Source organism: Actinoallomurus purpureus (assembly GCF_024055795.1).
GTDB lineage: Bacteria > Actinomycetota > Actinomycetes > Streptosporangiales > Streptosporangiaceae > Actinoallomurus > Actinoallomurus purpureus.
Genome location: NZ_JAMXMY010000004.1, coordinates 58457 through 71703 on the forward strand (window position 1 = coordinate 58457; position 13247 = coordinate 71703).

Annotated in this window: 9 protein-coding genes; 2 read left to right on the forward strand and 7 right to left on the reverse strand. The window is 69.0% G+C overall.

Annotated features, from left to right (window positions below; genetic code table 11):
* Nucleotides 1–103: 103 nt before the first annotated feature.
* Nucleotides 104–430, reverse strand: coding sequence for a DUF397 domain-containing protein (locus NE236_RS10065; protein WP_252841612.1), 327 nt, complete (start codon nt 428–430; stop codon nt 104–106).
* Between the two features lie 54 nt (nt 431–484).
* Here NE236_RS10065 and NE236_RS10070 point away from each other — a divergent pair, with 54 nt between their 5' ends.
* Nucleotides 485–736: a DUF397 domain-containing protein gene (locus NE236_RS10070; protein ID WP_308209072.1), complete on the forward strand. Its 252-nt coding sequence runs from the start codon at nt 485–487 to the stop codon at nt 734–736.
* A gap of 50 nt (nt 737–786) precedes the next feature.
* Here the strand turns inward: NE236_RS10070 and eccCa are convergent, their stop codons facing one another.
* The 5 genes from eccCa to NE236_RS10095 are packed head-to-tail and all read right to left on the reverse strand — an operon-like array spanning nt 787 to nt 9645.
* A complete protein-coding gene (gene eccCa, locus NE236_RS10075) occupies nt 787–4863 on the reverse strand; it encodes a type VII secretion protein EccCa (protein ID WP_252841613.1) in 4077 nt (1358 codons plus the stop codon).
* On the reverse strand, nt 4860–7538 hold the full coding sequence (locus NE236_RS10080) for a right-handed parallel beta-helix repeat-containing protein (RefSeq protein WP_252841614.1): 2679 nt from the start codon (nt 7536–7538) through the stop codon (nt 4860–4862). Before NE236_RS10080 ends, eccCa begins: the two co-directional genes overlap by 4 nt.
* Before the next feature lies 1 nt (nt 7539).
* Nucleotides 7540–8886, reverse strand: a complete 1347-nt coding sequence (eccD, locus tag NE236_RS10085; RefSeq protein ID WP_252841615.1) for a type VII secretion integral membrane protein EccD — start codon at nt 8884–8886, stop codon at nt 7540–7542.
* Between the two features lie 43 nt (nt 8887–8929).
* Nucleotides 8930–9247, reverse strand: coding sequence for a WXG100 family type VII secretion target (locus tag NE236_RS10090; protein ID WP_252841616.1), 318 nt, complete (start codon nt 9245–9247; stop codon nt 8930–8932).
* Nucleotides 9248–9267: 20 nt separating this feature from the next.
* The gene (locus NE236_RS10095) at nt 9268–9645 is read right to left on the reverse strand and encodes a WXG100 family type VII secretion target (RefSeq protein WP_252841617.1); all 378 of its coding nucleotides are present in this window, start codon (nt 9643–9645) and stop codon (nt 9268–9270) included.
* A gap of 360 nt (nt 9646–10005) precedes the next feature.
* Between NE236_RS10095 and NE236_RS10100 the strand changes: the two genes are divergently transcribed.
* Nucleotides 10006–11472, forward strand: coding sequence for a hypothetical protein (locus tag NE236_RS10100; RefSeq protein ID WP_252841618.1), 1467 nt, complete (start codon nt 10006–10008; stop codon nt 11470–11472).
* Between the two features lie 87 nt (nt 11473–11559).
* On the opposite strand, the gene NE236_RS10105 is transcribed toward NE236_RS10100, so the two are convergent.
* Nucleotides 11560–12441 (reverse strand): helix-turn-helix domain-containing protein, encoded by an 882-nt coding sequence (locus NE236_RS10105; protein ID WP_252841619.1) that lies wholly within the window; start codon nt 12439–12441, stop codon nt 11560–11562.
* Nucleotides 12442–13247 lie beyond the last annotated feature (806 nt).

The window sequence follows — 13247 nt, forward strand, 5'->3', positions numbered from 1 at the left end:
CGACGTCGCGAATTCGACAAGAAGCACGGCTTTTAACAGTAAGGAAGCACCGCCTGAACGTGCCGTATATTTCGGCGCTTCGCGCGCCGGAGTTCACGGGTACTCAGGTCCTGGATTGCCCGCCTACCGGATATCCTGGACGACCGGTCCAGGGAAAGGCGGCGGCCTGGCCGCCATCGGACTCGTCGTCGGACAGGTCGGACTCGTCAGGCTCAGCGGCCAGGTCGTCGAACTCGCCATCCTTAACCCCGAGGATGAACGCCTCCCATTCGTTCGGAGTGTAATACAGCGCGACGGCGTCGGGGTCGTCCGCATCCCGCAAAACCACCATGTGGTCTTCGTGTTTATGCTCGACAGGCACGTCCGCACCGTCGACGAACAGCACTTCTGCCGACTCGATTATCCCAGCCATGGGTTTCTCTTTCTTCACTTGGTTGAGGCATAATGCGGTCAGTACGACGTCTTACCGTAAAGAGGTGAGCCAGTGACGGAAGTACCGGGTGAGTACGAGCGAGTGGTCGCGGTCCGCGACAGCAAGGACCCCGATGGCCCGAAACTGTTCTTCCGGCCGAGCGCGTGGATCGCCCTGCTCGCTCGGATCAAGGCCGGAGAGCTGGAGCTGCCGGCGGAGTTCCGGAAGGGACTGGACGAACGCTTCACCCGTCCAGTCCAACCGCCAGTCCAACCGCCGGTCCAACCGACTCATCGCCGAAGGCGCGGTGTAGGTCCCACCTGACGGCCGGGGAGTGGTGGCCGCACGAAGCGGCGTCAAGACCGTCGCCGCGGCTACCACTCCTGCTCCTCCTCATCGAGTACGGTCTGCACGACCTGCGTCGCCCGGCCGCGGCGGACCAGCACGCCGCGGCCGGGCGGGCGCTGGGCGGCGCGCTGGTCACCGAGCAGGACGCCTTCCCGAGGGTCGCCGGACAGCACGAGTCCGGGGGAGCCGAGCTCACGTAGCCTGCTGACCAGCGGATCGGTCATCAACATCCGCGAGGCGCCGCCGACGCGGCGTGCCACCACCAGGTGGAAGCCGAGCTCCCGAGCCTGGGTGAGGTAGTCGGCCAGTGGAGCCAGCGGCCCGCGGGACGTGCCGGCGACCAGGTCGTAGTCGTCGACGACGAGATAGAGTTCGGGCCCGGTCCACCAGTTGCGTTCCCGCAGGTCCTGTCCTGTGACGTCCGGCGGAGGCAGGCGGTCGCGGAGCTTTTCCGCCAACTGCTCGACGTAGGCCACGGCGTACTCCGCGTCTCCGGCCTGTGCGCCGATGTACGGAGCGGGGACGGCGTCGAGCAGGCCGCGCCGGTAGTCGATGACCACGAACCGCACGTCCTCGGGCGCCTGTCGTTCCGTCAGACCGCGCATCCAGGCACGCAGGAAGGACGTCTTCCCGGAGCCGGAGTCCCCGAACACGAGGAAGTGCGGATCCACACCGCAAAGGTCCAGCCCCACCGGCGCCAGATCGAGCTCGCGGAGTCCGATCGGGACCTCACTCACAGGCGGCCGGCGCAGCGCGCCGGTGGCCTGGGCCGCTTCGGCGTGCCGTGCGGCACTTAGGTCGGCGGGTGACACACGCTTGGGCAGGACGCGGAGGTGGGGTGCGGGTTCGCCCGGCCAGCAGGCCGCGATCTCCTCGATGACCGCTTCCTGGGCCTTGCCGAGGCCGTCGGTGGTCTGCGACCCGTCCATCCGCGGCAGCGCCGCGTGGTAGACCAGCCCCGGCGAGGCGACGCCGCGCCCCGGCGTGACCGTACGCAGCAGCCGGGCCGCCTGCCGGTTCACCTCGGACTCGGCGGGCTCGTTCAGCCGCAGCTCGATGCGGCCGCGGATGTTGTCGCGCAGACTGATCCGGATCTCCGCCCAGCGGTTCGCGCTGACGACCAGGTGCACGCCGACGCCCAGACCCCGTGAGGAGATGTCGACGACCGTCGCCTCGGCGCCCTCACTCACCTCGCGCACGGCGCCCCAGTTGTCGATCACCAGAACGACGTCGGCCGCGTCCACGCCCTCGGGCAACTCGCCCTCGTCGCGCAGCCGGCGGAAGTCGTTCGCCGAGGCGATGCCGAGCTCTTCGAAGAGGCGCTCGCGGGCACCGACGAGCTGGTGCACCTCCGACAACGCGCGGCTGGCGCGTTCGGGATCGTGGCGGCCCGCGACGCCGCTCACGTGCGGCGCGTCCTGCAGGCTCAGCAGCGCACCTCCGCCATGGTCGACGCAGTAGAACCGCAACTCCTCCGGAGTGTGGGTGAGCATCGCGGCCAGGAGCGTGGTGCGCAGGAGGGTGCTCTTGCCGGCCTGTGGCGCGCCGACCAGCGCGAGGTGGCCGTGGGCGCCCGCCAGGTCCATGACCAGCGGGTACTGAGTCTGCTCGACCGGCAGGTCCACCACGCCGATCGGGAAGTTCAGCTGCCCCTGAGGCCACATCGTCGCCTGGAGCCCGTGGGCCGGGTCGTCGACGTCGATGCTTCCCAGCACCGAGTCGAGCGTGATGTGGGCCGGTAGCGGCGGCAGCCAGACCTGGTGCACCGGCGATCCGTACCGGCGCACCTGCTCGACCGCGACCTGCATCTCGGTGCGTTCACCCGCCAGGGCCCGTGGCGACGGCGACACAGGAGTCTCCAGAGACGTCTCATCCCGTCCCTGGTGCGGAGTGCGGAACGCGAACGGCACTGGGGGAACCCTCTCGGGCGTGGCTTGTTCCCGTTCGGACGGCTCCTGGTAGGGGGCCGAGACGTGGGCGACGCGGAACCGCTCGTAGACGGACTCGTCGACCTTGAGGTAGGCCGAGCCGGGGATGGCCGGCAGGCGGTAGGCGTCGGGGGTGCCGATGACGGCGCGGCTCTCGGCGGCGCTGAAGGTGCGCAGGCAGATCCGGTACGACAGGTGGGACTCCAGGCCGCGCAGGCGGCCTTCCTCCAGCCTTTGGGTGGCCAGCAGCAGGTGCATGCCGAGGCTGCGTCCGACGCGGCCGATCTGGACGAACAGGTCGATGAAGTCGGGACGCTGGGACAGCAGCTCGCCGAACTCGTCCACCACGATGAGCAGGTACGGCAGGGGTTCGAGCGGCTTGCCGTTGACGTCGGTGCCGCCGGCGGCCTGGCGGAGCTGGTAGTCGCTCAGGGAGTCGACGTTCCCGGCGTCGCGCAGCATCCGCTGGCGCCGCTGCTGCTCGCCCTGGAGCGCGGCCCGCATGCGGTCCACCAGCGCCAGGTCGTCGGCGAGGTTGGTGATCAGGCCCGCCACGTGGGGCAGCTCGGTGACGCCGGCGAAGGTCGCGCCGCCCTTGAAGTCGACCAGCACGAAGCTCAGCAGCTCCGGAGAGTGCTGCATCGTCAGCGCGGTGACCAGCGTGCGCAGCAGCTCACTCTTGCCCGACCCGGTCGCGCCCACCACCAGCCCGTGCGGGCCGATGCCGCCTTGAGCAGACTCCTTCAGGTCCAGTGCCAGGTCCTCGCCCTCGCCGGTCACCCCGATCGGAATCCGCAACAACATCTCGTCGTCGGGCGCCCGCCAGCGCGTCCGGGGATCGAACCTGGCCAGGTCCGGCACGCCGAGCATGTCGGGCAGCGAGATCGTCCGCGACAGCACCTGCTCGCGCTCGCCCGACAGGCGCAGCGGCGCGAGGCGGCGGGCGATCTGCTCGCACAGGGCCGGGTCCATGCGGTCCGCCACCGCGTCCTCGACAGAGCTGTGCAGGGCCGGGACACGACTCGTCAGCTCAAGCCCGCCCGCGCCGTCCAGGCGTGCGCGCACGCCGACTCGCTCTGGCTCCTCCTTCTCCCGCTGGACCAGGCAGACCACCGTGATGCCGGTCTCCGGGCCGGCCTCGCCGATCAGGCGCTGGACCAGCGGCGTCCGCGCCCACGCCTCGTCCGGCCGGTACCCGTCGAACACGACCACGAGCCGGTGGCGGGGTCCGGTGTCGCGCAGGGAACTGAGCCGGGTCGCGCGTTCCGCCCGCTGGTTCTGAAGCTTGGTGAGGTGGTCGTCGAGGTAGTCGGCGAGCCCGTCGAGGTCCTCCGCGACCAGCGGCACCACCCCGGCCTCGGCCCCGCGCGCGTCCGGGTCGTGGGTGTGCGGCAGCCACTTGGCCCACTCCCAGCCGGGTGCGCCGTTCGCGCACACCGCCACCGACACGTCGTCCGGCGCGTGCAACACCGCGAGTTGCGTGAGGAGGGCACGCGCCGCCGCCTGCGTCGCCTCCTCCGGCCCCAGCAGGCTCACCACACCGGACCGCGCGAGATCCACCCAGGCCGGCTGCCGGCCCACGGTCGCGTTGGCGGCGACGACCCTGGCGGCCGCGCGCTGGGACTGCTTGTCGTACTCGGCCATCGGATCGCTGCGCCCGCTCTGACGGATCTGCAACGCGTGCGGGCCTCGCCCCACGCCGAGCCGCAGTTTCAGGAAGTCCTCGTCCGTCGGCCGCCGCTCCCACACCCGCCGGCGGCCGACCGCGATCGCGAACAGCCGCTCCGGACTCGGGTGGGCGAACGCGCCCGCCACCCGCTGGGCACTCGCGACGGCGCGCGCCTGCCGCCGGATGTCGGCGAGATGCTCGTCGAACCGTTCACGCTGGCGGTCGCGGGTGCGGCGGTTCGCGTTGCGGAACTGCACGCGGACCGCCACTGTCACCCCGACCGACACGATGACGAACGAGATGCCCAGGACGACCAGCCAGGGCTTGCCGTACGTCACCATGTAGGCCGCCATGCTGACGCTGCTCAGCAGCGGCAACAGGAGGTAGAGCCAGTTCGAGGCGTTGTTGTTCTGCGGCTTCTGTGGCGGCGCCCCCAGGGTGACTTTCTCTTCGGGGATCGCCGGCGGCATCGTACGCGCAGACCGGTGAAAGGCAGTCCTGCTCATGCGGCCCCTTGCGGCAGGTCTTCGGGGAGCACCTCGGTGAGGTCCTGTTTGCTGAGGGAGGTCAGCCCCGCCACGCGCTGCGCCTGCCGTTCGGTCATCCGCTGGAAGACCTGCCGGGCGGTGCGGCCGTTACCGAACCGCCCGCCCCGCGGGTAGGCCGCGAAGTAGTCCAGCAGGCGTTCACGCGTGTCGTCGGCCAGCCGGTAGTCGTGCTGCTCGGCGTGGTGTTCCACGATGCTGACGAGCTCCTCGGAAAGGTAGTCCTCGAATGTGAGGGTCCTGGTGAAACGTGAGGCCAGGCCGGGGTTGGAGTCGATGAACCGTTCCATGTCGCCCGGATAGCCGGCGGCGATCACGACGACCTCGTCGCGGTGGTCCTCCATCAGCTTGACCAGCGTGGAGACCGCCTCCTGCCCGAAGTCGGTGCTCTGCCCGTGCGGGACCAGGGCATAGGCCTCGTCGATGAACAGCACGCCGCCGAGCGCGCGGCGGAAGATCGCCTGGGTCTTGGGCGCGGTGTGCCCGACGTACTCTCCGACCAGGTCGCCGCGGTCGGCCTCGACCAGATGGCCGCGTTCCAGCAGCCCCAGCGCGGCGAGGATCCGCCCGTACAGGCGGGCCACCGTGGTCTTTCCCGTACCCGGGTTCCCGGCGAAGACCAGGTGCCGCGACAGCGGTGGGGGCGAGAGGCCGAGCTCCTCACGTCGCTTGACCATCTGCATGAGGTCGGCGAGCGCGCTGACCTCCTGCTTGACCCGGTCCAGCCCGACGAGACGGTCGAGCTCGGCCAGCAGGTCCTCCAGGCTCTCCTTCGAGTCCTCCTCCGGCTCGTCCGGGGCCTCGGTCCGCGCGCTCCCGCCCGCCCACCTCGGCGCCTTTTCGCCCTGCGGCATGGAGCTGCCGGCCACGCCGCTGGTCCAGCAGTCCTCGAACACCGGCTCCGCGCCGTCGGCGAGCGTGAGGTCCTCGCCGGTGTCGCGGACCACGCAGCGCCGCAGAGTCGGCGTCGCCTCCTCCCCCACGTAGATCGCCGGGAAGCCCGTCTCGGAGATGTCGCAGTCCTCGAACACCCCGGCGCTTCCCGGCGCGACGTACAGCCCGTTCTTGCCCGTACGCGCGATGGTGACGTTCCGGACCCGCGGCCGGGCACCGGTCCACACGATCAGGCCGCTGCCCTCGATGTCGGTGATCCGCATGCCCTCGAACCAGGCTTCGCTGCGCTCGTCCAGGAAGACCCCGGCCGATCCGGTCTTCTCGATACGGCCTCCGGAGATCAGGACGCCGGTGTCCGCTCCGACCTCGATGGCGGTACGGGCGATGGCGGTGAACTCACAGTCGTCGAGGAGCGGCCGGTGCGTTGTGGCGATCTTGGCGCCGACGTCGACGTCGCTGACGTGGCAGCCGCGCAGCAGGGCGTCGCCGCCCTCGATGCTGAGCGCCGCCATCTGGATGTGTTCCACGGTGACGCCCTCGGCGCGCAGACCGGCCTGCTGACGCACACGCAGGCCGTGCTCGGGCGTCTCGGACACGCGGCAGTCGCGCAGTGTGGCCTTTGCGCCGCCGTCGAGGTGGACGGCGGTGAACGCCGTGCGGGACACCTCACAGTCGGTCAGCGTCAGGGTGCCGGCACCGCTGCAGTGCACGCCGTTGGCGGCCGTGCGGGTCAGCACCGTACGCCGGGCGTGGACGTCCGCCGAGTCCGCGATGACCAGCGCCGTTCCGGTCCCGTCGACGAGGCGGACGTCCTCGAGATCCATGCGGCAGTTCCCCGAGACGAGCACACCGGTGCCCTTGACCTCGCGGACATGGCAGTCCTTCAGCAAGACGCCGGAGTCGCCGTGGGCGGACACTCCGTCGCCGGTACGGGTGATCTCGCACTGCTCCAGCCGGACCCTGCGCTCCTCCCGCCCGGCGTCGGCGGACCCGTCCCCGTCGGTCGTCTCGTCCTCGCGGGCGCGGTCGCCGGCCCACTGTGCCGAGCCTTCGATCCGTACTCCCTCGGCGCCTGTGTCGCGCAGCCGGCACCGGCGCAGGCGCGGGTGCGCGGGGGCCTCGATCGAGACGGCGGCGTCACCGGTCCGGCTGATCTCACAGTCGTCGAACACGCCGCCGCCGGTGCCGGCGACGCGCAGGCCGCTGCCCTGCACGTCGTCCACCGTGGTGCGGGCGCAGTCGGCGCGCGCCGCGTCGTCCAGGCGCATGCCGTCACCGTCCACCGAGCGCACGGTGCAGTCCTCGATCACGGCCCGGCTAGTGCCGGTCAGGTAGACCCCGGCGTACACCGCGTCGTGGATGTCGCATCCGCGCAGCACGCATTCGGCGTCCGCCGTGATCTCGACGCGGCCGCGGGCGATCTCGCACCGCTCCAGCACCGGCGCACCGCCCTTGATCAGAACGGCGGTCTCCTTCGGGGAGGCGGCCTCGATCGTGATGTCCCGGACGGTCGCGGCGCATCCGTGCAGCATGAGGGCGGACCGCTGCGGGGCCACGATGCGCACCGTGCCCGGCCCCTTCGCCGCGACGACCGTCACGTCCCGGTCGAGGACCACCGACTCCTGGTAGACCCCCGGCTGTACCGACACCGTCGCGCCGTCGTCGGCCGCGCGCACGGCGGCGCCGATCGTACGGTGAGCGCCCCAGCCGTTCGGAGAGACACGCTGCCAGGCCGGTTTCACGTCAGATTCGTCCGCCGAGGTGCGCGAGGTCGCCGAACACCCCGAAGACACCCGCGGCGAGTGGCACGGAGAGCGCGACCATCACGATGCCCAGCGTCCCCAACCAGGACGGACGCTCCTCCGGGATCTCGGCGGGCGCCCTCCGGCCCGCCAGACCGCATCCGACGCCGAGGACGGCGGCGCCGAGGCCGCACACGATCAGGGCCACCGGCGTCGAGGCGAGGTGGATCAGATGGACGGGCGCGCGCAGGGCGACGGCGGCGACACCGGCGAATCCGGCGGCGAGACGGGACATGACGGCCACCGGGACCTCGCTCTCACCGGCCTGGGCCAGCAGGGCGAGGCTGACGCACGCCGCCAGCGCGACGGCGAACGGGTCGCTCGAATCCGCCACGACCAGCAGGCAGGCGGCGACGACCAGCGACAGGATCAGCACCAGCGTGATCAGAGCGCCACGGCCACGCCGCAGGACCAAGGCGATCTCCCCCGCCGGGTCGGCCGGCGTGTCCTTCTTCCCGCGTACCGGAGCCAGCGTGGCCAGGCGCCCGGCGACTGCGGGCGCGGCGCTCAGCGCGATGAGCGCGACCACGCCCGTGACCGACGCGGACTCGACGAAAGTCGCATGCGCCACAGCGAGGAGGATCGCGACCGGCAACGCGATCGCCGCGACCACCAGCAGCAGCAGCGTGGACACGTCCGGCACCGCGAGCGCTGCCGCCAGCGCGCCGATGAAGGCCCCGGCCATGATCCCGGCACCGGCGGTGTTCACGGAAGCGGGCAGCGCGTAGCCGGCGAGGGCGAACAGCGGGCACGCGGCCATCGCGACCGCCGCCCGCAGCGGCGCGGGCATCGCCCAGTCGCGGCGGACGGCCGTCCCGCCGAGCAGTGCCACACCGGATCCCATGAGGATGGAGATGATGGTCGCCGGGCTGTTGGGCGAGGTCAGCGTCAGCAGCGCGACGGCACCGACCATCACGGCCAGGCCGATACCGATGGTCGTGAGGACGCGATGACGCGTGTTCCACCGATCCCACCCGCCGCGGACCTCTTCGGCCAGATCCTCCAGGTCGGTGACGACCGGCTCATCCGTCTCACCGTCGACGACGTCGCGCAGGTACAGCGTCGCGCCGTCCACGACCTCTGCCTCGAGCAGCGACACACCCAGCGGGAACGGTCTGGCGCCCGGCAGCGCGAGCGACCACGACGCCGGGAAGGTCTCATCGGTCTCCTGGCCGCACAGCCGTGTCAGCTCAGGCACGTACTCCGCGATCGGAGCGTGGGCCGGCACGGCGAGGTCGACACGGCGCCGCCTGCCGACCACGGTGATCCGGCACCGTTCATCATCCACGTCGGATTCCTCGCATCGGTACTGGCAGGAGGTACGGACCGGGTCAGTGCTGCCAGGTCTTGATGTTGGACCACTCGGCGTCGGAGTAGTTGCCCCAGTTGACGTTCATCGCGTGGGCGATCCGGCCGAGCACGCCGTCCGGGCCGAACAGGCCCTCGGCGGCGACGTTCCACTCATGCTGCATGTCCTGGTAGTAGGTGGACGCCATGCTGTTCCACGTGTCCACCAGTGGCGCGAGCTGCGCCTTCAGCCGCGACAGGTCGTCGGCGCAGATGGTCGCCTGGGAGTTCAACCACGCTCCGGCGCCTTCAAGGCCCTCGCCGACGAGGATCTTGCTGCCGTCGATGTTCGTGTTCGCCATGAGAAACGTCCTCTCGTTGACTAGGCGAGGTTCGCTGCGCCCATGGTCTGGCTTCCGGCGGGAAGGGACGCGTCGAGCGACTGAAGGTTGTTGATGTTGGTCTGCTCGGAGTCGACGTAGTTGACGTAGGTGCCTTGCAAGCCGGAGGCGATGTCGGTGAGGCTGTCGTGCAGCATCTTGGCGTAGATGTCGTACTCGGCCATCAGTGTTTGAAAGGTGCTGTACGCGACGCCCTGCCACGACGCTTCCAGGTTGACGACGTACGACTTGATACTTGCCAGGATGCCGTCGATCTCCGTCGCGGTGTTGGTGGTACTCGTCACGGCATTGGACAGATACTCGGGCGTGACCTGGTAGGTCACGCCCCCCACGGTCGTCGTGCCGCCATTCGCAGCCATGGCGTCCGCCTTTCTTCGTAAATATCACGGGTAATGCGGGCGCACTGCAACAGGAACCCACATCGGCCAACACCCCGATGAGACGGGATCACATATGTCTCGACCGGATGCTTCCAGTCGGCGCACGGCGAGGTCTAGGACGCCTGCGCCAGGCCGTTGAACCAGGACGTCCGACGCCCACGTCGCTGGCGCCCTCCTGCAACCTTCGCGGCGGGGACGTTCTCGCCTGCCGTCGATGTTTTCTGGAATAATTAACCTGCGGGTTACACATTTAACCTTGGGGACCCGACGGGCAGGTTCACGCTCCGGGCCGTATACCAGGCACCGTCGTCATGAGAGAAGGAAATGCAAGAGGACACTTTGGATTTTGAGACCACCGTCTTCGACAAGGAATACATCGCGCTCGGTGGACGCCGGGAGGCCATCGTGCGCGGCGGCCGCCACCTCTTCGACCGGCTCCCCGCCGCCCTGGAGGGCGTCGGCCAGATCGGGGTCATCGGGTGGGGACCACAGGGCTCCGCCCAGGCGCAGAACCTGCGCGACTCGCTGAACGGCGCGATCGACGTGGCGGTGGGCCTACGGGCGGGGTCGCGGTCGTTCGAGGCGGCACGAGAGGCCGGCTTCCGCGAGGCGGATGGCACGCTCGGCGAGATGTTCGACGTCATCGCCGCGTCGGACATGGTCCTGTTGCTGATCTCCGACGCCGCGCAGACCGACCTGTACGAGAAGATCTTCGCCGCGCTGCGGCCGGGCACCACGCTGGGCCTGTCCCACGGCTTCCTCCTCGGCTACCTCGCGGATCGGAACGAGACGTTCCCCGCCGAGATCGACGTCGTGGGCGTCTGCCCGAAGGGCATGGGGGCCTCGGTGCGCGCGCTGTACCTGCAGGGCTCCGAGGTCAACGGCGCGGGGATCAATGCCAGCTTCGCGGTCCACCAGGACGTCACCGGCCGCGCCGTCGACCGCGCCCTGGCCTGGTCTGTGGCGCTCGGCGCGCCGTACACGTTCCAGACCACGCTTCGCTCGGAGTACCTGTCGGACCTGACCGGTGAACGAGCGATCCTGGCGGCCGGTGTGCACGGCGTGGTGGAGAGCCTCTTCCGCCGGTACCAGGGGTATGGAATGAGCGACGAGTCGGCGTTCCGGCTCTCGGCGGAGTCGGTCACCGGCCCGATCTCCAAGACCATCTCCAAGGACGGGCTCCGGGGCCTGTACGAGCGGCTGAGCGAGGACGACAGGGCCGTCTTCGCCCAGGCGTACGCGGCGGCGTACCCGGTCGGCCTCGAGCTGACCCACGAGATCTACGACGAGGTGGAGTCCGGCAACGAGATCCGCAGCGTCGTGCTGGCCGGGAAGCGCCTCGACCACTTCCCGATGGGCAAGATCGACCAGTCGACGATGTGGCAGGTCGGCCAGAAGGTGCGCGATGACCGGGTGGAGAGCGAGATCCCGCTGAGCCCCTTCACCGCCGGCGTCTTCTGCGGTGTCATGATGGCCCAGGTGGACACCTTCCTGGAGAAGGGACACCCGTATTCGGAGATCGCGAACGAGTCGGTCATCGAGGCCGTGGACTCCCTCAACCCCTACATGCACGCCCGCGGCATCGCGCACCTGGTGGACAACTGCTCGACCACCGCGCGCCTCGGCGCCCGCAAGTGGGCTCCGCGGTTCGACTACCTGCTCACGCAGCAGGCGTATCCCGCGGCCGACCAGGAAGAGGTGGCCATCGACCCGGCGCCGTTCAAGGCGTTCGAGGACCACGTCATCCACGACGTCCTGCGGGTCTGCGCGGAGATGCGCCCTCCGGTGGACATCTTCGTCGAGTAACCCGGAACAGCTTCGGACGCCGGTCCGTCCCCGCCGGGTGGACCGGCGTTTCTCGTCGGCGGGCTCGCACTGGATCGCGTCCAGGTCCTACGCGCGAAGACGCGTGTTCTGGCCCCTCTTCCGGTACTGCGTCGGCGTGAGACCGAAGCGCTGCCGGAATGCCCGCGAGAAATGGGCTGCGTCGGAGAACTGCCATCTCGCCGCGAGATAGGCGATGGTGACCGAGGAATCCTGGGTGCTCATCTCGATCCGAGCGTGGTCCAATCTCTGCCGGCGCACGTAGGCCATTACGGATTCGTCCGATTCAGCAAAGGTCCGGTGCAGGGTACGTAGCGACACACCCAGGTCCTTGGCGATGGTGTTGGGATCCAGGGACGGATCGCGGAGATTTCGGTCGATGTACCGTTCGGCACGGCTACGCATATGTGATGAACGCGCCTCGGACGAAAGCTCGGCATCGAGGATTCCTCTGATGAGGTGGAGAGTAGCGTTCCGGGCTCTCTTCGCAGCCTTGCACGTCAACGTGCCGGCGGTCTCGCCGAGCGCGTCGAGCTGGGCGAGCAGCAAGCGGGCCTCCGGCGAGGACGACTCCACCGCCACGAAAGGGATGAGCCGCTCGTGGGAAACCTCGGACAACGCCTGCTTGGGGAAGATCAGAATACGCGAGGTCGTCTCCTCACCCGATGAATATCTCCAGTCGTTCCCGAAATCACGAATGCTGACCATCCCCGGGCCGATCACCACGTCATTTTCCGCGTCGGTGATATGAACGGAGCCGGCGGTCACCTGGAACACGGCCATGAAATCGGCCCACCCGCCTTCGAGCGACGGGCGGGAGAAGTGCGCGCTGTGCGCACCGCTGACCCTCCTGACGATCAGCAGGTCATCGAGGCTCTGCCATGTCACCTGTTCCCGGTAGTCCGCCACGGCGGGCACGGCCATCTCCGGCGAGGCGGCCGGCAATCCCATGTGCGAAGATCCTTTTTGCCACAGGCGCTGAAGCAGTTTATCGCGCAGTGGCATATCCTGCGGTATCGCGATATGCCATGTAACCACCTTGGACAGGTTTCCTTTCTATCTCGACCGCCTGGCTTTTCGTGCGCCAAGTCAGCGATCGTCGCCTCAACCGGAAGCGTCGGATCAAGTCGAAACAACAGTCGGGCCAAGGGGGAACTATCCATGGTGATGACGACCGAGTGACCTGTTTGGACCGTGGACCATACATCACCGCAAGGTCACTGCCGTCGCTCGGCTCGCTAACGGTCGCAGCCGGTGGTCGGTCAATACCGTAAATGACCTTACGCCGACCGATCCGGGGCGAAGCTAGAAGATCCCTGCCATTATCTTGCATGGGGATGCCAATCCCACGCGGACGCCGACCGGTAACGGGTTACCAGCCTTTTCATCCTTACCCGATGACACTCCTTGCGAGCAACACCGAGACCCCGAACTCATGCCGGCGCACACCGACGCCACTCGTCAGGCTCGGCCGGTGTATCGACGCCGTCCACGCATGGTTCGTCGCACGGAAAAGGACATCGATGAAGTATGAGGGAGCTGTTAAGAAGCCATGATCAAAACATGGCCCCACCGACGGCCCCCCGGGCGGCCTCGAAGCCGAACACCGCATCCGGCCTCCTCCTCGCCTATGCCCCATAACGGCAGCCGGTTCCGCATCGGTCGGATCGAGCGTAGATACGCGGGATGGACGAAGACTGGATAGGCGCTTCCACCGACGACGGCGGCCAACGACGTGCGTTCAGTCGTCGTTCACT